17 protein-coding genes are annotated in these 20,101 nt (G+C 71.5%); 8 read left to right on the forward strand and 9 right to left on the reverse strand.

What is annotated here, in order from left to right; translation table 11 throughout:
• Positions 1-73: 73 nt before the first annotated feature.
• Positions 74-718, reverse strand: a complete 645-nt coding sequence (locus LG395_RS31240; RefSeq protein ID WP_225812085.1) for a ScbR family autoregulator-binding transcription factor — start codon at positions 716-718, stop codon at positions 74-76.
• A 115-nt stretch (positions 719-833) separates the two neighbouring features.
• Between LG395_RS31240 and LG395_RS31245 the strand changes: the two genes are divergently transcribed.
• Positions 834-1,775, forward strand: a complete 942-nt coding sequence (locus LG395_RS31245) for a ScbA/BarX family gamma-butyrolactone biosynthesis protein (protein WP_225812022.1) — start codon at positions 834-836, stop codon at positions 1,773-1,775.
• 192 nt (positions 1,776-1,967) lie between these two features.
• Here the strand turns inward: LG395_RS31245 and LG395_RS31250 are convergent, their stop codons facing one another.
• Positions 1,968-2,255, reverse strand: a complete 288-nt coding sequence (locus LG395_RS31250) for a hypothetical protein (protein ID WP_225812023.1) — start codon at positions 2,253-2,255, stop codon at positions 1,968-1,970.
• A 594-nt stretch (positions 2,256-2,849) separates the two neighbouring features.
• On the opposite strand from LG395_RS31250, the gene LG395_RS31255 reads away from it, so the two are divergent.
• Both LG395_RS31255 and LG395_RS31260 read left to right on the forward strand, forming a co-directional pair.
• Positions 2,850-4,034: a pyridoxal phosphate-dependent aminotransferase gene (locus LG395_RS31255; protein ID WP_225812024.1), complete on the forward strand. Its 1,185-nt coding sequence runs from the start codon at positions 2,850-2,852 to the stop codon at positions 4,032-4,034.
• 236 nt (positions 4,035-4,270) lie between these two features.
• On the forward strand, positions 4,271-5,179 hold the full coding sequence (locus LG395_RS31260) for a DMT family transporter (protein WP_225812086.1): 909 nt from the start codon (positions 4,271-4,273) through the stop codon (positions 5,177-5,179).
• Positions 5,180-5,246: 67 nt separating this feature from the next.
• Here LG395_RS31260 and LG395_RS31265 read toward each other — a convergent pair whose 3' ends face one another.
• Both LG395_RS31265 and LG395_RS31270 read right to left on the reverse strand, forming a co-directional pair.
• On the reverse strand, positions 5,247-5,855 hold the full coding sequence (locus LG395_RS31265; protein WP_225812025.1) for an ester cyclase: 609 nt from the start codon (positions 5,853-5,855) through the stop codon (positions 5,247-5,249).
• 59 nt (positions 5,856-5,914) lie between these two features.
• Positions 5,915-7,111 (reverse strand): L-dopachrome tautomerase-related protein, encoded by a 1,197-nt coding sequence (locus tag LG395_RS31270; protein WP_225812026.1) that lies wholly within the window; start codon positions 7,109-7,111, stop codon positions 5,915-5,917.
• A gap of 273 nt (positions 7,112-7,384) precedes the next feature.
• On the opposite strand from LG395_RS31270, the gene LG395_RS31275 reads away from it, so the two are divergent.
• The gene (locus tag LG395_RS31275) at positions 7,385-8,410 is read left to right on the forward strand and encodes an SLAC1 family transporter (protein ID WP_225812027.1); all 1,026 of its coding nucleotides are present in this window, start codon (positions 7,385-7,387) and stop codon (positions 8,408-8,410) included.
• 41 nt (positions 8,411-8,451) lie between these two features.
• Here the strand turns inward: LG395_RS31275 and LG395_RS31280 are convergent, their stop codons facing one another.
• On the reverse strand, positions 8,452-8,775 hold the full coding sequence (locus LG395_RS31280) for an alpha-amylase inhibitor (protein ID WP_225812028.1): 324 nt from the start codon (positions 8,773-8,775) through the stop codon (positions 8,452-8,454).
• A gap of 469 nt (positions 8,776-9,244) precedes the next feature.
• On the opposite strand from LG395_RS31280, the gene LG395_RS31285 reads away from it, so the two are divergent.
• Entirely contained in the window at positions 9,245-9,931 is a 687-nt protein-coding gene (locus LG395_RS31285) for an SDR family oxidoreductase (protein WP_225812029.1), read from the forward strand.
• 39 nt (positions 9,932-9,970) lie between these two features.
• Here LG395_RS31285 and LG395_RS31290 read toward each other — a convergent pair whose 3' ends face one another.
• The 4 genes from LG395_RS31290 to LG395_RS31305 form a co-directional block, all read right to left on the reverse strand.
• On the reverse strand, positions 9,971-11,221 hold the full coding sequence (locus LG395_RS31290) for an alpha-L-fucosidase (protein ID WP_225812030.1): 1,251 nt from the start codon (positions 11,219-11,221) through the stop codon (positions 9,971-9,973).
• A gap of 3 nt (positions 11,222-11,224) precedes the next feature.
• Positions 11,225-14,269 (reverse strand): alpha-mannosidase, encoded by a 3,045-nt coding sequence (locus tag LG395_RS31295; protein ID WP_225812031.1) that lies wholly within the window; start codon positions 14,267-14,269, stop codon positions 11,225-11,227.
• 277 nt (positions 14,270-14,546) lie between these two features.
• Complete coding sequence (locus LG395_RS31300; protein ID WP_225812032.1) at positions 14,547-15,884, reverse strand: 6-phospho-beta-glucosidase; 1,338 nt, start codon at positions 15,882-15,884, stop codon at positions 14,547-14,549.
• Positions 15,881-16,651, reverse strand: coding sequence for a DeoR/GlpR family DNA-binding transcription regulator (locus LG395_RS31305; RefSeq protein WP_225812087.1), 771 nt, complete (start codon positions 16,649-16,651; stop codon positions 15,881-15,883). The genes LG395_RS31300 and LG395_RS31305 overlap by 4 nt, the downstream gene beginning before the upstream one ends.
• Before the next feature lie 127 nt (positions 16,652-16,778).
• Between LG395_RS31305 and LG395_RS31310 the strand changes: the two genes are divergently transcribed.
• The 3 genes from LG395_RS31310 to LG395_RS31320 are packed head-to-tail and all read left to right on the forward strand — an operon-like array spanning position 16,779 to position 20,098.
• Entirely contained in the window at positions 16,779-17,801 is a 1,023-nt protein-coding gene (locus tag LG395_RS31310; protein ID WP_225812033.1) for a carbohydrate kinase family protein, read from the forward strand.
• A gap of 54 nt (positions 17,802-17,855) precedes the next feature.
• Positions 17,856-19,142 (forward strand): ABC transporter substrate-binding protein, encoded by a 1,287-nt coding sequence (locus tag LG395_RS31315; RefSeq protein WP_225812088.1) that lies wholly within the window; start codon positions 17,856-17,858, stop codon positions 19,140-19,142.
• Entirely contained in the window at positions 19,142-20,098 is a 957-nt protein-coding gene (locus LG395_RS31320) for a carbohydrate ABC transporter permease (protein WP_225812034.1), read from the forward strand. Before LG395_RS31315 ends, LG395_RS31320 begins: the two co-directional genes overlap by 1 nt.
• Positions 20,099-20,101: the final 3 nt, after the last annotated feature.

The following is a 20,101-nucleotide window of genomic DNA, read 5'->3' on the forward strand; positions in this document are numbered from 1 at the left end:
GAGTTGGCCGGGTTCCAGACGTTCGAAGCGACCACTGCCTCCGGGCTCGCTCCCGGATCGCGCGCCACGGCGGCTAACGGGACAGGTAACGCTCCTCGCCCATCGCGACCTTGCCCGCGGCGGACGGTGTGGCGATGGCGGGAAGCAGGCACCGCCACATGTCGCGCACGCGCAGGGGCAGGTCCTGGCGTTCCGTCTCCAGATGCGCGTGCATCTGCGCGCCCGTGCAGGCGTTGACGATCAAACGCGCCAGCGCCTCGACTTCCGCGGCCGCCCGCACCTCACGCCGGCGTTGGGCCTCCCGGAGGCTGTCCACCAGCACCCCCGTCCACTGCTGGTGCGAATTCTGTTCGCCGTTCATGAAGAACTCCTGGTCCATCACCAGGCGCGCGCCCGCCAGCAGAAAGACGTCGTCCACCATCTGGTGAGCCCAGCTGAGCGTGACGTCGACGGAGAACTGGAGTCCCTCCGACTCCAGATCCTCAAGAACCGGTCGTAGCCGTTCCGGTTGTAGCTGGACGATTTCCCGCGCGAGTTCCTCCTTGTTCCTGAAATGGAAGTACATCGCGCCCAGCGTCACTCCGGCACGATCCGTGATCTTCGTCAGGGTCGTCGCGAAGAAGCCCTGCTCGGCGAAGACCTCGGCCGCTGCCCGCAGGAGTTCGGCGCGCGTCCGCTGCGCCCTCGCCTGCTGCGGCGCCGACCTTCTACCCGTCATCTGTCCCACGTCTCCAGTCACCCTCTCGACAAGAAACATAACCGTATCTATTTTTATCTTCGAATGTTTCCCGGCGGAGACGCGGCTCGAACGATGATGTTCCGGAAAGGATCACATGTCTCACAGCAGCATGGCTTCCCTACCGCCTGACCTGCACCGTTACGTCGGCAAGACAGACGTGAGCGAGGTGCTCGTCCGGGCACTGGCCGCGAAGACCGACGACACGCACGTCGTCACCGCCCAATGGCCCCGAACCCACCGGTACTACACCTCCGACCTGAGCGGCTACGCCCCTCACATCCTCACCGAGAGCATCAGGCAGGCCCTGGCGCTCATCTCCAGGACGGCCTTCGGAGTCCCCCTGTCCAGCCGCATGGGCTGGCAGACCTTCAACTTAGCGGTGTCGGCGAGCAGGTTGTACACCGAGGAGGGCGACCCGGACATACGCCTGACGGTCACTCATTCCCACGTCACACCACGCAAACGGGGATCCGTCCGCCTCACCGCGTCCGTCGAGGCGACCCGCGACGGTCACCACCTCGGATCAGCCCACGTGACCTACAGCGCGCACCCCCCGGCGATCTACGACCGACTGCGCGGCCCCTACGCCGACCCTTGTACGGCCACCTCGCGCGCGCTCCCGCTGTCCGCACCGGCACCCATCCTGACGGGAAGCCGCCGAGCCGACGACGTCGTCCTCACCGCCACCCGGGTTCCGCGTTCCTGGCTGCTGCGGGTCGACACGGCCCACCCGGTGCTGTTCGACCATCCGCACGACCACGTGCCCGGCATGGTACTGCTCGAGGCGTGCGGCCAGGCCGCCATCGCCACCGTGCATCCGCTGCGTGCCGTGCCCGTCCGCTTCGACACCACGTTCCTGCGCTACGTCGAACTCGACAAGCCCTGCCTCATCACCACGACACGCCGCGGTACCGCCGAAGGCAGCCCCGACACCGTCGACGTCACCGGCAGGCAGGACGGCCACGAGGCGTTCACGTCCAGCGTCACCGTCCAGCTCCGGCCCGCCCTGCTCCGCCCGGACCTCGCCCTGGCGTGACGCCGGATCACCGGCAACGCCGTGGGGATCCGTGTCGGGAGAGGCTGGACGTCCGACGGCACGACGAGGCGAGCCGATCAGGGGGTGGATGGTGGCGCACCGGCTCGGCCGTGAGGTCGCCGGGCCTCCTTGCCCGTACGGGGCGCCCACAAGGCGCCGGGCGTGCGGTCGACCACCTCCCAGGGGCAGGCCTCAGGCTCCCGGTCGTCGCGCTCGGGGCGGCGGCCGGGGGTCGGGGCCGAGTAGGTGTGCGCGCGGCGCTGCCTTCTGGTCCGCGATGACGTCGTACGTCCGGCCCGCGTGACGACGGGGGGCCGGCGACCGTGGCAGCACCGACGGACGCTGGATGCGGTGCGCCCGCCGGTCGACGGGCGCAGCACGGCCGGCCCGGGTCACCGCGTCGATCAACTCCTGCGGGTCGCCGCCCAGCAGAGCGGCGCCGAGGATCCGGCCGGCGTCGCCGTCGATCACGGACTTCATCGGGCAACGGGTCGAGGGGCACAGGTCATCACATTCTCCCACTCGATCACCTGGCGCTCCCCTGGGAAGTTCCGCTTCCGTCCGTCTCGGCGGCCTGTGCACCAGAGGCGAGGGGAACTCCCCTGAAGCCCGTGCCCACCGTTTGGTCTCGCCTGTGGTGGAGGGGGATCCGCCCAGCTTCCATCCGGTGGGCTGGCGGGCCCGGAATGTCTGCCCGTCCTCGATCCGGGCCTTGTTGCGGGCGAACTCGCGTACGGCAGTTGCGGCGTCCCACCGCTGGGGTGCGGGCTCCTTCCGCTGGCCGGTGCCGGCGGGCGGGGCAGTGTCACAGGGGGCGAGCCAGGCGGCACCCTCTGCATCCACCCCAGCCCGACCGAGGCGTCCAACGAGGTGCTCGGGGCCTTGGTCGCCGGCGGCCGAGCGAGGGCTCCGCCCGTCACCAGTGTGGCCGCGCATATGCTGGACGACCGCCATCGGGCCGGTCCGGGGTGAGGCAGGCGCTGTCCCCACCGCCGCGGGCACCACCACTCAGGGGCTCCCCGCCGTCCCGCCCGTCGGGGACGCGGGGGCCGCTCTCACGCCGGAGGCAGACGTATGGACACCCCGCGCATCTCGCGCCGCGCGCGAGCCGTCGCGCCCTTCTACGCCATGGAGTTCGGCAAGCATGCCGCCGCGCTGGAAGCCCAAGGGCACCACGTCGTCAAGCTCAGCCTGGGCGAACCCGATTTCGGTGCGCCCCCGGCCGTCCTGGAGGCCATGCGGGAGGCCATGGACGGAAGGCCCCTGCCGTACACGCCCGCCCTGGGTCTGCCCGCGTTGCGGCAGGCCATCGCCCGCTTCTATCGGGACGTGCACGGCGTGCCGGTCGATCCCCGCCGGATCGTGGTGACCGCCGGTGCCTCCGCCGCCCTGGTCCTCGCCGCCGCCGCCCTCGTCGACCCCGGGGACGAGGTCCTCATCGCGGACCCCTCGTACCCCTGCAACCGCCAGATCATGGAGAGCTTCGGCGCCCGCGCCGTCCTCGTGCCCACCACCGCCGCCGGCCGCTTCCAGTTGGACGCCGCGTCCGTGCGGTCGCACTGGACGGACCGGACCCGCGGGGTCATGGTCGCCACACCGTCCAACCCGACCGGTACGTCCGTGCCGCCCGCCGAGCTGGCGGCGATCTGCGCCATGGCCCGCGAGCGCGGTGCGTGGCGCCTGGTCGACGAGATCTACCTCGACCTCGGCGACCACGACGAGCACGGTCGCCCGCCGGCGAGCGTGCTGGCGTCCGACCCCGACGCCGTGGTCGTCAACAGTTTCTCGAAGTACTTCGGCATGACCGGCTGGCGGCTCGGCTGGTGCGTCGTCCCCGAGACGTACGTACCCGTGATGGAGCGCCTCGCCCAGAACTACTTCCTGTGCGCGTCGGCGCCCGCCCAGCAGGCCGCGCTGGCCTGTTTCACCCACGAGTCGCTCGCGGTCTGCGAGGAGCGCCGCGAGGAGTTCGTCCGGCGCCGCGCCCTCGCCATCGAGGGTCTGGAAGGCATCGGCCTGCCGGTGCCCGTGCGCCCCGACGGCGCGTTCTACGTGTACTTCGACGTCAGCGGCACCGGGCTCACCTCCTGGGAGTTCTGCGAACGGGCCCTGCGCGAGGCACACGTCGCCCTCACCCCCGGCAGGGACTTCGGCATCCGCACGGCGGACACCCATGTCCGGCTCTCCTGCGCGGCGGCGGCGGACGAACTGCGTGAGGGCATCGCCCGCCTCGGCACGCTGCTGGCCACGCTCGGATGACGTGTCGGGGCCCGCGGGCAGCTTGGCGCCGTTCGAAGGGTGACGCACCCGCTCCGCCGGACCGGGCCTGCGGCGGCAGCGGCGAGCGGGCCGAGCGTGACGGCCGGGACTAGACTGTCGGGGGTGTTTCCTCGCGGGGGAGCAGGAGACCGCCCAGAACACCTCGCTGGTCGGCCGTACGGTGACGCTTCGTCCTCACCGCATGCGCACGACAACCGGAAGCGGTGCCATCGGACATGATGCTGGCGATCGTCTTTGCCGTGCTTGCCGCGGGCAGCAACGCATGGGGAACCGTCCTGCAGCGGCGTGCCGCCGGCAGTGTCCCCGCCTCGCGGTCACCCCTCCGGCTCCTCGCCGGTCTGCTGCACAGACCGGCGTGGCTCGGCGGCATCCTCGGAGTGACGCTCTCGGCCCTCTTCCAGGCCTTGGCCCTGAACGCCGGATCACTGGCGACGGTACAGCCCGTCTTCATCCTGGAGCTGCCGATGGCCCTGCTGTTCGGCAGCTTCGTCTTCCGGGTGCAGGTGTCCGGCAAGGCGTGGTGGAGCGTGCTGTGCATCTTCGCGGGGCTGGCGGTCTTCCTGTTCTCGGCCGCCCCCACGGGGGGACGCGACCAGGTGCCCGGCCTGTGGTGGCCACCGACGATCGCCGTCGTCGGCGCGGTGGAGGCGGCACTGGCCGTCATCGGTCTGCGCCGGCCACCCGGTCTGGCCAGGGCCGCCTGTCTGGCAGCCGCTGCGGCCATCGGCAACGCGCTCACGGCGGCCCTGGTGAAGTCCGCCATGGACGTCCTGTCCCGGGACGGAGCGGCCGGTTTCCTCCTCGCCTGGCAGACGTACGGCTTCGCCGTCGCGGGATCGCTCTCCATCGTGTTGCTCGGATACGCCATGCAAGGCGGCCCACTGATCGCCTCCCAGCCGGCCCTGACGCTGGGCGACGCCGCGGTCAGCTTCGCTCTGGGGGTGACGTTGTACGCGGAGTCGCCCCGGCAGGGGTTGTGGCTCGTACCGGCCCTCGCCGGTCTGGCGCTCCTTGCTTACGGCGTCTTCGCGCTCTCCCGCACCCGGTGCCTGGCCAAGTGCGTCAACCATGACGAGCGGGACGAGGACAGGGACGTGGGTCAGCGCGCCGCGGCGATCATGTGACGTCCCGGCGTTCCGGCCGAAGGGACGGGCAGGGACGCGTCCGGCGCGGCTTCCGTCGGACCGTCGGTCAGTCGGCGCCGAGCTGGGACAGCAGGGTCTGGTTGTCCTCGATGTGCCAGTCCTCGACGATCCGCCGCTCGCCGACGTGCTGGATGTCGATGGCGTTGAAGTCCACCTCCTGGCCCTTGCCCCGGACTCCGTCGAAGGTGCCGGTGAAGTGGCCCCTGAAGACGAGCCGAGCGGTGATCTTGTCACCGGTGATCAGCAGGTCGGCCAGTTCGCACGTCAGATCGGGCACGGCGGCGCGGAAGTTCCGGGAGGCGGACAGGGGGCCTTCGGGGCCCTGCGGCCGGCCGGGCGGCAGGGTGTTGTCCACGAAGTCCGGGCTGACCGACGCGTCGAGGTACTTCTTCTCGCCCGTGTTCCAGAAGGTGTACAGCTGCTGCGCGAGACGTACCTCCAGCGCCGCCCGGTGCTCGCCGATCGAGCGGTCCACCGTCAGTGCCGTCGGCCTCACCAGGCCGGGTGAGCCGTCGACCAGCTTCCAGGGCCAGGCGTGGGAGCCGGCCGGCTGCCGGTCCTCGGCGACGGACGGCCCTGCGGCCAGCGCGGTGCCGGCCGCGACGGAGGCGGCGACGGCGGCCGCCACCGCGGCGCGAGTGAGCTTGCGGGACATGCGGGAATCTGCCTTTCGGTCGACGGGTTGCGGGAGGGGGTGGCCCGGGCCGGTCCGGGTCAGCGGCGTGCCGGTCCGCTGCCGATGGGCAGGCGGTAGAGCACGTACGGCTTGCGCCGCAGGTCGGTGCCGCCGTTGTAGGCGGCCTGGCGGTTGAGCTGATTGGCGATGACGTAGAGCTTGTGGTCGTAGCCGATGGAGAACGTGTCGGGCCAGCTGAGCCGCTCGTCCCGCACCAGCGTGTGGTAGGTGCCGTCGGTGTCGCGGCGGACGATCGCCTTGCGCTCGATGTCACCCGCGTACACGCGTCCCGCGCGGTCGGTCTCCAGGCCGTCGGACATCCCCTTCACACCCAGGTCGTGCACCGCGATGGCGGTCTTCCGGGGACGGGTGAGGTCGCGGGTGCGGACCGCGTACAGCCGCCGGCTGGACAGCGGGCAGTAGTACAGCCACTCGCCGTCGGGGCTCAGCGCGATACCGTCCACGCCGATGCCGATGGGCGTCCCCGCGGACGTGCGGTCCGGACGGCTGAGCATCGGCCGGCCGTCGACCGTCGGCACGAAACCCGGTTCCGGCAGCGTCGACGGGGCGTCGTCCAGGTGCCGCCACGACTCGCCCGTGGCCAGGTTCACGACGATCAGCCCGTTGGGGCCGTCCGGTGTGGCATCGGTGAGGTAGGCGAAGCCGTGGACCAGATCGAAGCGCACGTCGTTGACGAAGCTGCGCGGACCGGCGACCGAGGCGGGCAGGACGATCGTGCGCACCACCTTGTCGGTGGCCAGGTCGACGGCCACCAGCTTGGGCCCGCCGTACGGCGCGTCGGCCCACTCCACTCGGCCGGTGTCGACCACCCACAGCCGGTCGGCGGCGTCCACGACGACGCTCTGCACCCCCAGGAAGTGGCGCTCCGGGGCGGCCGTGTCAGGGGTGTTGGTCTCCCGGTCCGGGTAGGCGACGGGCTTGCCGTGCCGGATCTCCGCCACGGTGAAGGGCACGTCGTCCCCCCACCGGGGGAAGTTCACGAAGACGCGGCCGCCGCGTGAGACCGTGACACCGGTCGGCATCGCACCGTCGAACGTGGCCACCGTCTCCAACCGCGGCGCGTGCGGGCGCGCTTGCGGGGCGGCGCCGCCCGGCCGCGGGGCGGCCTCCGCCTGCCCGGCGCCGACCGCCAGGGCCGCGCCCAGGGCGAGGGGCACGGCGAGCACGGTACGCCGGTCCGGGCCCGTCGTCGAAGCGGGATCGGGGGTACGCATGGGGACTGGCTCCCAACTGTGCTGGGGCCTTCGCGAAGAAGGTCACCTCGGGTTGCTTTCCGCATCACCCTGGTACGGGACGCCCGATGATTCAAATGATTCGATGTGCTCGATTCCATAGATTTCACGCATGGCGGCGGTCGCCCTCGAGATCTCATGCGTTGCACCTATGGAAACGATGAGAATCATTCCTTGGACTCATGAGGTGATGGGGCGCAAGATCGGAGCGTCCTCGGAAACAGGACGTCAACCGCCCGAATCACTGGAGTCCCGATGTCCGTATCCACCCTCCGTCCGGGCCGGTCCGCCGGCGCCGCGCGACGCGCCCGGGCCAGGCTTCCGCTCAACGCCTTCGGCATCTCCTTCGGCCTGTCCGGGCTGGCGGGGACCTGGACCGCCGCAGCCGGCCTCGGGGCGCCGCGGATGATCGGGACCGTCCTCTGGCTGGTGGCCGCGACCGCGTGGCTGGTGACCGTGGTGCGCTACGCCGCGGCCGGGCTCGGACCGCACGAGGTCGCCGACGATCTGCGCCATCCCGTTCTCGGCCCGTTCGCCGCCCTCGTGCCCGCCGCCGCCTCGCTGCTGTCGGCCCGGCTCGCCATGTCGTTCCCGCTGGTGGGGAGGGGGCTGGTGTGGGTCATGCTGACCCTCGGCGCCGGCTTCGGCGCGTGGTTCGTCGCCAGGCTGCTGACCGTGCCGCGCGATCCGGCGACGCTGCACGGCGGCCATCTGCTGCCCACGGTCGCGGCGTCCCTGATCTCGGCCCAATCGGTCGCGACGATCGGTCACCCCGGTGCGGCGAAGGTGCTGTTCGCCGCGGGCATCCTGTTCTGGCTGCTGATCGGGAGCCTGCTGCTGACCCGCTTCGTGACCGGTCCCGAACTCCCGCGGCCGCTGCTGCCCACCCTGGCGATCTTCTCGGCGCCGCCCGCCGTCGCGGGCAACGCCTGGTGGGTGATCACCGGGGGCCGGCCCGGAACGGTCCACGAGATCCTGCTCGGCACGATGGCCGCCCTGCTCCTGCCCCACCTCGCCCTGGTGAGGCAGTACCTGCGGCTCCCCTTCGGCCTCGGTTTCTGGGCCCTCACCTTCACCACCGCGGCGAGTGCGACCTACGGGATCCGGCTGCTGTCCCTCACCGGGGCGCCGTGGAGCACCCCGCTGGGCTGGGCCGTGGTCGCCGTCGCCACCGGTGTCATCGGAGCCGTCGCCGTCCGCTCCCTGGCCCTGGTCCCCTTCCACCGGACGCGCCGTCACCACACCGGCCGCAGCGCGCACCCGGCGACGGCAGCCTGCTGAAGCGCGGCACACTGTCTCTTTCCCCGGGTCTGCGCACCACTTCAGTACGGCCGGCACGTCGCCAGGTGGTCCGGATGGCCGTGTCGGCCCAGGTAGCCCTCCCCGACCGTGGTGACGGCGCCCGGGGGGAGCGTGGCGCAGGGGCCGGCCGCCCCGTCCTGGTAGGCCACCGAGACGCTGACGGTGTCGTCACAGTTGTTGGCGGCGGTGGTGTAGCGCCAGCTCTCGTACATCGCCACGCAAGCCGGGGCGGGGGGCGCGGGTGCCTCGCCCTGCGCGAGGGCGGGTGCGGCCGGGCCGAGCGGAAAGGTCAATACGGTGAAGCCTGCCGCGGACGTCGTGATCCGTTTCGTCCAGGATCGCACTGTCTGACTCCTCGCCTTGTTGTGCACCTGTGGAGAGGGATGCGCCCGATGAGCGCTCGTCCCGTTCAAGTCGTGAAGCTTTCAGGAGGGCGGGCGAGGCGTAAACCGAAGCCGCCCGCTTTCGGTCAGGGCGTCGCTTCCAGCCCGAGCGGCCGTCGCCGGTGCACAACGGCCGGAGGGTTGTGCGACCCGGTGGACGGGGCTTCAACCTTTTCAGTGGCCTCCGTCCGGTGCGTACGGTCCGGCCAGGTCGTCGGGCCGGACGGCCGGGCGGGGTCCTCGCCTCTGCAAGGCGTCCCGGCGTGGCTCGGCGGCAATGTGGCCGGTTGGTGACGGTGACACCGGGCCCGCGGGGCCGAGTGCCGTCTCACGTGCGGCGGTACGGCGTTCGATGCACGCTGGGAGAGAGAAGCGGGTCCCCCGCCCGGGGCCGGCTGTGATCGGCGGGCGGCAGCGGGAAGGAAGTGCGATGGAGATCGAAGGTTCGGTCGCCCTGGTGACCGGGGCGAACCGCGGCATCGGCCACGCGTTCGCCCGCGCGCTGATCGCACGGGGAGCGGCGAAGGTCTACGCCGGTGTCCGCGATCCGGCGAGCGTGAGCGACGAAGACCTGATCGCGCTCCGTCTGGACGTCACCGTGCCGGAGGAGGTCGCCGCGGCGGCCGAGGCCGCCGACGACGTCACCATCGTGATCAACAACGCGGGCGTCGGGGGCTTCGACACCAAGCTGCTGACGGGCTCCTTCGACGGCGCGCGCGAGGCGATGGAGATCAACTACTTCGGTACCTGGGCCGTCTCCCGTGCCTTCGCCCCGGTCCTGGCCCGCAACGGCGGCGGCGCACTGATCAACATGCTGTCGACGGCCTCGTGGGCGTCCCGGCCGGACTATCCCGGGTACGCGGCCTCCAAAGCGGCCCAGTGGTCCTTGACGGGCGCGCTGCGGGAGGGCCTGCGCGAGCAGGGGACCCTCGTGATCGGGGTCCACGCCGGTTTCGTGGAGACGGATCTCAGCTCCTTCACGGACGCGGCGAAGATCGGCGTGGAGGATGTCGCCGAGCAGACCATGGACGCTCTGGCGCACGACCGGGCCGAGGTCCTCACCGACGAGCGGACCCGGCAGGTCAAGCGCGCCCTGTCGCGACCGGTCGAACGGTGAAGGGTCCCGTGCGGCGGCGTCCGGGAAGGAGCACCGCGGTCAGAACCGGCCCGCCCCCCGGTACAGCTCCAGTTCGCCGTCCAGTTCGACGGCGAGGACGGTGGCGTGCGGGTCGAGGTCGGACGCGGCCGGCGGGTCGATCCACAGCACCCCGACCGCCTCGTGGAGTCCGCCGGTCACCCGGTGGCCCAGTTCGGTCCCGGTGCCGAGGACGGTGACCCTGTCGACCTTGGTGGCCAGGCCCCGGACGCCGATCTCGGCGCGCGGGGCGTCGAACACGGTGAGGTAGAGGGTGCGCCGGTCGGGAGAGAGGGTGCTGGGACCGTAGTGGTGCCCGGCCGGCAGGCCGCGCACGGTGCCGTACACCGCCTCCGCGTGTCTGCGGATCCACTCCCCCAGCCCTTCCAGGCGCTCGGCCTGCGGACGCGGGATGGTGCCGTCCTCCATGGGGCCGACGTCGAGCAGCAGGTTGCCGCCGCCGCCGATGGTCTCGGTGAAGTAGCGGATCAGCTGGGCGAGCGACTTGTGGTTGTGGTCGTGGTGCTGGTAGCCCCACGAGTCGTTGATCGTCAGGCACAGTTCCCAGGGGCCGTCCGGGGGTACGACGGGGGCGCCTTGTTCGGGGGTGGCGTAGTCGCCCTCGCCGAGCATGCGTGCGTTGAACACGACGTGCGGGACGTAGGAACGGACGAGCGCGGCCAGTTCGGGGATGCGCCACTGCTCCTCGCTGCGCTCCCATTCGCCGTCGAACCACATCAGGTCCGGCCGGTAGCGGGAGGCCAGCTCCCGTACCTGGCCGTTGCGGTAGGCGATGAACCGCTCCCAGGCGTCCGGGTCCTCGTCCCCCGGGGCCGCTTCCGAGTAGCGGTTGTCCTCCAGCTCCGGCGGGCGGCCCGGCTTGCGGGTGCTGGCGTAGTCGGGGTGGTTCCAGTCGGAGTGCGAGTAGTACAGGCCCACCTTCAGGCCCCTTTCACGCAGGGCGTCGGCGTAGGGGCCGACGTAGTCCCTGCCGAGGCCGAGGTCGCCGTACGCCGTGTCCCACAGGGCGACGCCGTCGTGGTGACGGCTGGTCAGGACGGCGTACCCGGCGCCCGCGCGGGCGAACAGGTCCGCCCATGCCCGGGGGTCGTAGTGGGCGCCGGTGAAGCGCTCCAGCTGGGACATGTACCGGTCGTGCGGCACGACGTCGTCGTAGAAGGACCAGGACTCCTGGACCCCGTCGACGGCGTAGATGCCCCAGTGCACGAAGATCCCCAGCTTGGCGTCGGTGAACCAGGGTTGCATCGCCATCGGTCAGCTCCTGCGCAGGCGGAGGGTGAGGATCTGGAAGGGGCGCAGCTCGACGGGCACGGTGTCGCCGTCGGTGACCGCGTCCTGGAGGGGGCGCTCGAGCAGGTCGGTGACCTGGGCGGCGGCGAGGGGGAAGCCGGTGCGCAGGAGGCCCCGGGCCCGGCCGCCGCGGGACTCGTAGAGGCGGACCACGACATCGCCGGAGGAGTCGTCGGCGAGCTTGACCGCCTCGACGGTCACCGACTCGCCGTCCACCGAGACGACGGGCCGCGGCTCGCCCGCGGCCTCGGCGACCCGCAGGGGCAGGTTGAGGGCGTAGCCCTCGGCGACCGCGTCCGCGATGCTCGCGCCGGGCAGGAGGGAGTAGGTCAGGCGGTGCCGGCCCTGGTCGGCCCCGGGGTCCGGGATGCGCGGGGCGCGGACCAGGGAGAGGCGGACGGTGGTGGTCGTACCGCCGTCCTCACGGACCGTGCGCGAGACGTCGTGGCCGTACGTGGAGTCGTTGATGACGGCGACGCCGTAGCCGGGCTCCCCGATGTGCAGCCAGCGGTGGCCGGAGACCTCGAAACGGGCCGCCTCCCAGCTGGTGTTGGTGTGGGTGGGCCGCTGGACGTGGCCGAACTGGATCTCGGCGGAGGAGTGCGGGGCGCGGACGTCCACCGGGAAGCCGGCCTTGAGGAACTTCTCGGCCTCGTGCCAGTCGATGTCCGTCTCGAAGTCGATCCGGGGGCTGCCGGCCCGCAGCGTGATCGTCTGCGTGATCTTCGAGCCGTTGCCGAAGGAGCGGCTGACCCGGATCGCGCCGAGGAGCGGGTCCTGCTCGACGACCGTGATCTCCGAGGGGTCCAGCAGGTCCGTGTAGCGGTTCCTGTAGTGCTGGTCGACGTCCCAGGCGTCCCAGTAGTTCGGCAGGTCGGTGTGCAGGCGCAGGAGGTTGCCCTGGCCGGCGAGGACCTCGCGATTGGCCCGCAGGTCGTACACGGAGGACAGGGTGCCGTCGTCCGCGATCCGCACGCGCACCAGGCCGTTGTCGATGACCCGGCCGTCGACCGTCACCGGCGGCGGAGCCTCGGCCCCGCCCGCCAGGGGCGCGCTGCCGTTCGCCGGGACCTCCACGTACACCGGGGCACCGGCGCTGTCGCGGACGACCTCGGCGCGGGCGTAGGGGCTGGTGTTGAAGACCCGGGCGGTACCGGTGCCCAGCGCGGCGATCGCCTCGGCGGTCAGCTCCTCCAGTTCCCCGGCGACGCGCGCGTATTCGGCCTCGGCCTCGCGGTGCACCCAGGCGATCGAGGAGCCCGGCAGGATGTCGTGGAACTGGTGGAGCAGGACGGTCTTCCAGAGCCGGTCGAGCCTGTCGTGCGGGTACCGGTAGCCGGGCGCGTGCAGGGCGGCCGTCGTGGCCCACAACTCGGCCTCGCGCAGCTTGTGTTCGCTGCGCCGGTTGCCCTGCTTGGTGCGGGCCTGGGAGGTGTAGGTGGCGCGGTGCAGCTCCAGGTACAGTTCGCCGACCCAGACCGGCGCGTCCTCGTACTCGGCGCGGGCCTTGGCGAAGAAGGCGTCCGGGTGCTCGATCTCCAGGCGCGGGGAGCCCTCCAGGTTCCGCAGGCGCCGGGCGCGCTCCATGATCTCGCGGGTGGGGCCGCCCCCGCCGTCGCCCCAGCCGAACGGGGCCAGCGACCGGGTCGCGGCACCCTTCTCGGCGTAGTTGCGGACGGCGCGGGACATCTCCTCGCCGCTGAAGCAGGCGTTGTAGGTGTCGACCGGCGGGAAGTGGGTGAAGATGCGGGTGCCGTCGATGCCCTCCCACCAGAAGGTGTGGTGGGGGAACTTGTTGGTCTGGTTCCAGGAGATCTTCTGGGTGAGGAACCACTCGTTGCCGGCCAGCTTGGCGAGCTGCGGGTAGGCCGCGTTGTAGCCGAAGGAGTCGGGCAGCCAGACGCCCTTGGTCTCGATGCCGAAGTGCTCGATGAAGAACCGTTTGCCGTGGACGAACTGGCGGGCGACGGCCTCGCCGCCGGGCAGGTTGCCGTCGGCCTCCACCCACATGCCGCCGACCGGCGCCCACTGGCCCTTCTTGACCGACTCCTTGATGCGGGCCCACACGCGCGGGTAGTTGTCGCGCACCCACTCGTACTGCTGGGCCTGTGAGCAGGCGAAGACGAACTCCTCGTACTCGTCCGCCAGCGAGGTGACGTTGGAGAAGGTCCGGGAGGTCTTGCGCTTGGTCTCGCGGATCGGCCACAGCCAGGCCGAGTCGATGTGCGCGTGGCCCACGCCGGAGATGCGGTGGGCGCTCGCGTGTGCCGGTTTCGACAGCACCGGCTTCAGGGCCTCGCGGACGGCGGGTGCCGAGCCGGAGACGTCGTCCAGGTCGAGCAGGTCCATCGCGTGGTCGAGGGCGTGCGCGATCTCGTGCCGGCGCGGGTCGTGCTCGCCCAGCTCCTGCATCAGCTCGCGGAGCACCTGGAGGTCCAGGTCGAGGTGCCAGACCTCTTCGTCGAGGACGGCGATGTCGGCGCGCCGGAAGGTGTACAGCGGCTTGTCGCCGGCCGTCAGGACGTCGCCGAGCGGGGTGGGGGCCGCGAAGTCGCCCGCGAGGATGTCGGGGTTGGAGGCGGCTTCGAGCAGGTAGTCGACGACCTCGCCGCCGGTCGCCGGGTTGGCGATCGGCACGTACTGGTTGAGCGGGTTGACCGCCTTCAGCGGGGTCCCGTCGGTGAGGTGGACCAGGGCCTCGGCCTGGTTGCCGGGCCAGTCGCCCACGAAGCCGAGGTCGATGACGGCCTCGACGCGGCGGCCCGCGAACTCAGCGGGCACCCGGCCGTGCAGCCGGAACCAGGTGGTGCCCCAGGGCGGGCCCCACGGGGTGCCCGTGGCGAACGGCTCGTACGGGGCGGCCGCGGCTTCCTCGAAGGGCACCGGCTCCCCGGGGGCCTGCCAGGCCGCCACCTCGAAGGGGACGGTGGCCGCGTGGACCGCGGGCTTGATGCGCTGGTTGTGGAGGCGCTCCGCGCGCTCCTCGATCCGGCGGCGTTCGTCGTGCATGGGAGTCTCCAGAAGAGGGCGGGAAGCGCGGGCTGATCGGCCGGCCAGGTGAGGCGTCACAGGCCGGCGGGGTCCGGACGGGGACTGGAGGGCGCTTGCCGAGCGGCTGGGGGCCAGGGGCTTTCGTTGGGGTCGGGCCGGATCAGGGGGCGGGGTCCGGTGCCGTGCGTCGCACGGCCCAGGAGGGCGCGCCATGGCGGAGCCATGGCAACCGACGGCCACGCGGCGGGGCGCGGCACCAGGGCCCGCGAGCCCGGCGTGATCCGAACGGAAGGCCCTAGGTGAGGTAGGCCAGGCCGGGATGGACCGCGGTGTAGCCCTCGACGAGCCGGCGGGCGACGTTGACCGAGTCGACCAGCGGGTGCAGCGCGAACGCCTTCACGGCCGTCGCGCGGGAGCCGGACTCGGCGGCCGCGAGCACCTCGCGCTCGACGGCCTTCACCGCGCAGACCAGGCCGGTGGCGTGGCCGGGCAGCGGGTCGACGGCGACCGGGTGGGCACCGTTGGCGTCGACGAAGCAGGGCACCTCGATGACGGCCTCGCCGTCGAGCACCGACAGGGTGCCGCGGTTGCGGACGTTGAGGATCAGGGTGGTGCGCTCGTCGCGGGCGATGGCGCGCATCAGGGCGAGGGCGACCTTCTCGTAGCCGCCGGAGAGGTCGTCGGCGTCGCGTTCGCCGGCGCCCGCGGTCTCGCGGTTCTCGGCCATGTAGGTCGCCTCGCGCTCGGCGCGGGTGCGGTTCCAGACGTCGAGGGCCTTCCTGTCCGGGTCCCTGACCTGCTGGTAGAAGCGGGCCTGCTGGTCGCGCAGGAAGGCGCCGCGGGTCTTCTCGGCCTGCTGGTAGGCGCGGACGGCCTCACGGTTGAAGTAGTAGTAGTGCAGGTACTCGTTGGGGATCGCGCCGAGGGAGCGCAGCCAGTCGGAGCCGAAGAGCTTGCCCTCCTCGAAGGAGCCGAGCAGGGCGGGGTCGGCGAGCAGGCGCGGGAGTTCGTCGCGGCCCGCGACGCGCAGGCCGCGTACCCAGCCGAGGTGGTTGAGGCCGACGTAGTCGATCCAGGCCTCCCGCAGGTCGGCGCCGAGGACCCGGGCGATGCGGCGGCCGAGGCCGACCGGGGAGTCGCAGATGCCGATGACGCGGTCGCCGAGGTGGCGGGACATGGCCTCGGTGACCAGGCCGGCGGGGTTGGTGAAGTTGATGACCCAGGCGTCGGGGGCGAGGCGGGCCACCCGCCGGGCGATGTCGACGGCGACGGGGACCGTCCGCAGACCGTAGGCGATGCCGCCCGCGCCGACCGTCTCCTGGCCGAGGACGCCCTCGGCCAGCGCGACCCGTTCGTCGTCGGCGCGGCCCTCCAGGCCGCCGACGCGGATCGCGGAGAAGACGAAGTCGGCACCGCGCAGGGCCTCGTCCAGGGAGGTGCTGATGGTCACGGCCGGGGCGTCGGCCACGGTCGAGGCCTGTTCGGCCAGCACACGGGCGACCGCCTTCAGCCGGCCGTCGTCCAGGTCGTGCAGGACGACCTCGGTCACCCGCCCTTCGCCGCGGTCCGTCAGCAGTGCCCCGTACACCAGGGGCACCCGGAATCCGCCGCCGCCCAGGATCGTCAGTTTCACGTCCGTACCTCTCCTGCTGCTGTCATGACCACCTCGACGCCGGCCTCCTCGAGGGAGGACCGGGTCGCCGGGTCGATGGGGGCGTTGGTCACCACCTTGTCCAGGTGCTCGGGACCGCACACCTTCGCCATGCCCGTACCGGGGAACTTGGCCGCGTCGGCGAGCAGCACGACCTTGTCGCTCGCGGCGATCATGGCGCGCTTGACCGGCACTTCCACGACCGTCGTGTCCATCACCTGTCCGCCCGGCCGGACCCCGCTGGTGCCGAGGAACAGCCAGTCGGCGTGCAGCTGGCGCAGGTTGTCCTCGGTGAGGAAGCCGACCAGGGACCGGTACTCGCGCCGGACCATGCCGCCGAGCAGCACCAGTTCGATGCCCTCGTCGTCGGCGAGCTCCTCGTAGACCACCAGGTTGCTGGTGATGACCGTGAGGCGGCGGCCGTGCAGTTGGCGGGCCAGCCGGTAGGCGGTGGTGCCGATGTCGAGCAGCACGGACTGGCCGTCGGCGACCATGGCCGCGGCGCGCTCCGCTATGGCGTCCTTCTCGGCCACGCGCACCTCGGCGACCTCGGCGAAGGGCTGGTCGCCCTCCTCCACGACCGCGCCGCCGTGCACCCGTGTGAGCAGCCCGTCGTCCTCCAGCTTGACCAGGTCGCGCCGGATCGTGGCGGGGCTCACGCCCAGCTGCTCGGAGAGATCGGTCACCGCGGCGGGACCACCCGAGCGCAGGGCCCGCAGGATGAGTTGGTGTCGTCGTTCTGCCAGCACGGCGCGAACACTACTCTTCATCTTCAATCAAATCCATGCTCACTTCTGCTCGACTATTGACCAATCTCGGCGAGCGGCGCACGATTCCGGTCATCGAAATTGACGGGTTCTGACGAGAGGGTGGCGTGTGGACGACGACAGGCCCGATGTGCTGCTGACCGGGCTGCTCTTCTACGACCTCGTCCTCACGGGGCTCGCGAAGCCGCCGACACCGGGCGAGGAGATCTGGACGGCCGGCATGGGATGCGGCCCCGGCGGGATCGCGAACCTCGCGGTGGCCGCGTCCCGGTTCGGTCTGCGCACCTCGCTGGCCACGGTCTTCGGCGACGACTTCTACGGCGCGCACTGCCGGGAGGTGCTGGGCGACCAGGAGGGCGTCGGCCTCTCGCTCTCCCGCACCGCGGACGGCTGGCCCACCCCGGTCACCGTCGCCCTCGCACACGGCGGCGACCGCGCCCTCGTCACCCACGGTCAGGAGCCGCCGTACTCGCAGGACGCGCTCATGGGCGACCCGCCCGAGGCGCGCACCGCCCTGGTGCACCTGGAGGCCGAGCCCCGCGAGTGGATCGCCAAGGCGGCCGCGAACGGCACCCGCGTCTACGCGGACGTCGGCTGGGACCCCACCCGGCAGTGGTCCCGCGACCTCCTCGACCAGCTCGCGCTGTGCCACGCCTTCCTCCCCAACGAGCACGAGGCCATGGCCTACACCCGCACCGACACCGCGGCCGCCGCGCTGCGCGCCCTCGCGGAGCTGGTCCCGGTGGCGGTGGTGACGCGCGGCGGTCACGGCGCGGTGGCCGTCGACCAGACCACCGGCGAGTACGCGGAGGTCCCGGCCCTCGACGTGGACGTCCTCGACGCGACGGGCGCCGGGGACGTGTTCGGGGCGAGCTTCGTCGCCGCCTCGCTGGGCGGCTGGCCGCTGGCGGAACGGCTGCGGTTCGCCGTCCTCGCCGCCGGGCTGTCCGTCCAGCACCACGGCGGCGCGCTCGCCGCCCCCGGCTGGTACGGCGTCGACCGCTGGTGGCGCCGCGCGCTCACCGACCCCGGCCTCGAAAGCGCCTACGGCTTCCTCGCCGACCGGCTGCCGGCCGACCCCGGACCACCGGTGCGGTACGCGCCCGTCACTCCCCCCGATCGGCACGGCTGACCCCACCCGACGCTCATGCGAAGTCACGAAAAGATCCGAAAGGCGGTGGGAGCAGTGCGGCTCTCACGTAGAGGCCTGCTGCGCGCGGGCCTGGCCGGCACGGCCGCCACGGCGCTCGGCGGCCTGGCGTCCGGCTGTGCCGTCCCGACCGGTTCCACCGGCCGGAACATGGTCCTGTGGTACTGGGACGGCGGGCTCGGCGACACGGTCGTGCGGAAGGCGAAGGCCCGCTACGGCGCCGACGTCGACCTGCAGGCCATCAAGATCGGCGGCTACTACCGGTCGAAACTGCTCACCACCATGACCGGCCGTGCCCACATCCCCGACATCGCGGGCCTCAAGGGCGAGGACATGGCGTCCTACCTGCCCGACGCCGACCAGTTCGTCGACCTCAGGACCCTGGGCGCCGATGCGTACAAGAGCCGGTACCTGCCGTGGAAGTGGGAGCAGGGTCTCGCCGACGACGGCACGATGGTCGGGTTCCCGATCGACTGCGGGCCGGTGGCGCACTTCTACCAGTACACCGTCTTCCGCGAGGCGGGGCTGCCCTACGAACCCGAGGACGTCTCCCGGGAGCTGAACACCTGGGAGAAGTTCTTCGCGGCCGGCGAGCAGCTGAGGAAGCGGATCCCGGGGACCTGCCTGCTCACCGACATCACGTCCGTCTTCACCAACGTGGTGCAGCAAGGCGGCAAGCGGTACGTCGATGAGGACCGGCACTTCATCGGCGACCAGGCACATGTGCGCGACGCCTGGGCGCTGGCCGTGGAGGCCAAGCGGCGCAGGATCGTGTCCGACCTGGTCACCGGCACACCGGACCAGCTCTCGGCCGTGCAGGACGGCAAGCTGCCCAGCCAGCTCGGCGCCTCCTGGGCGACGTACGACCTCAAGAGCGGGGTGCCGAGGACCAAGGGCAGGTGGCGCGTGGCGCAGATGCCGGTCCGGCCCTCCAACAACGGCGGATCGTTCCTGTCGATCACCAGGGCGTGCCGGGAGCCCGAGCAGGCGTTCCGGATCATCACCTGGATCCTGGACGCCGCCAACCAGGCCCAGGGGTACGTCGACGCGGGTCTGTTCCCCTCCACCCCCGCCACGTACGAGATGAGGCAACTGCGGGAGCCGGACCCCTTCTTCGGCGGCCAGGTCACCACCGACGTCTTCGGGCCCGCCGCGCAGAAGATCGCGGTCGCCTACAACAGCCCGTACGACGTGGCGCTCTCGCAGCCCATCCTCGACGAGATCAAGAACGTCGGCGTCCTCGGCAAGGACCCGGACAAGGCCTGGAGCGACGCCATGAGCAAGTGCCGCCGGATCGCCGATCACCTGGGGGTGAGCCACTGATGGCCACCGCACTCGAGAAGCCCGCACCGACCGTGGCAGGCCTCCCGGCCGGCCGCCCCCGCACGGGCCTGCGCAGGTACTGGCACCTCTACGCCGCGATCTCCCCGTTCTACCTCCTCTTCCTCTGCTTCGGCCTGATACCGGTCGGCTTCTCGCTCTACGTCTCCCTGCACCGCTGGGACGGCCTCGGCCCGATGGAGTGGGCGGGCCTGTCGCAGTACCAGTACCTGCTGAGCGACGGTGACTTCTGGCAGTCGGTCGGGAACACCCTCGTGATCTGGGTGCTGGCCACCTTGCCCATGGTCTTCCTGGCGATGGTGACGGCCGTGATGCTGAACTCGGCGGTCCGCTTCAAGAACGTCTACCGCTTCGCCTACTTCCTGCCGAACGTCACCTCGGTGGTGGCCGTCGCGATCGTCTTCGGCTCGGTCTTCTCCACCAACTTCGGCCTGGTCAACGCCCTCTTGCAGGCGGTCGGCCTCGACCAGGTGGCGTGGCTGAACACGCCGTGGGGCATCAAGGCCGCCATCGCCACGCTGATGACCTGGCAGTGGACCGGGTACAACGCCATCATCTTCCTGGCCGGGCTGCAGACCATCCCGAGCGAGCTGTACGAGGCGGCCCGCATGGACGGCGCCGGCCCCGTGCAGACCTTCTTCCGGATCACGCTGCCCATGCTGCGCCCGGTGCTGCTGTTCGTGCTCGTCGTGTCCACGGTCACCGGTCTGCAGAGCTTCTCCGAACCGCAGGTGCTGTTGCAGAACACCGCCAACGAGTCCACGTTCTCCGGCGGCCCCGGCCACGCGGGCCGGACGATGGTCCTCTACTTCTTCCAGCAGACCTTCGACAACAACGACTTCGGCTACGGAGCCGCCGTGGCGTGGGGCGTCTTCCTCGTCGTCATCCTCTTCTCGATCATCAACTGGCGCCTGGTGCAGCGCCGGGGCGAAGACTAGGAA

This window comes from Streptomyces spinosus, assembly GCF_020400655.1.
In the GTDB taxonomy this organism is placed as follows: Bacteria; Actinomycetota; Actinomycetes; order Streptomycetales; family Streptomycetaceae; genus Streptomyces; species Streptomyces argyrophylli.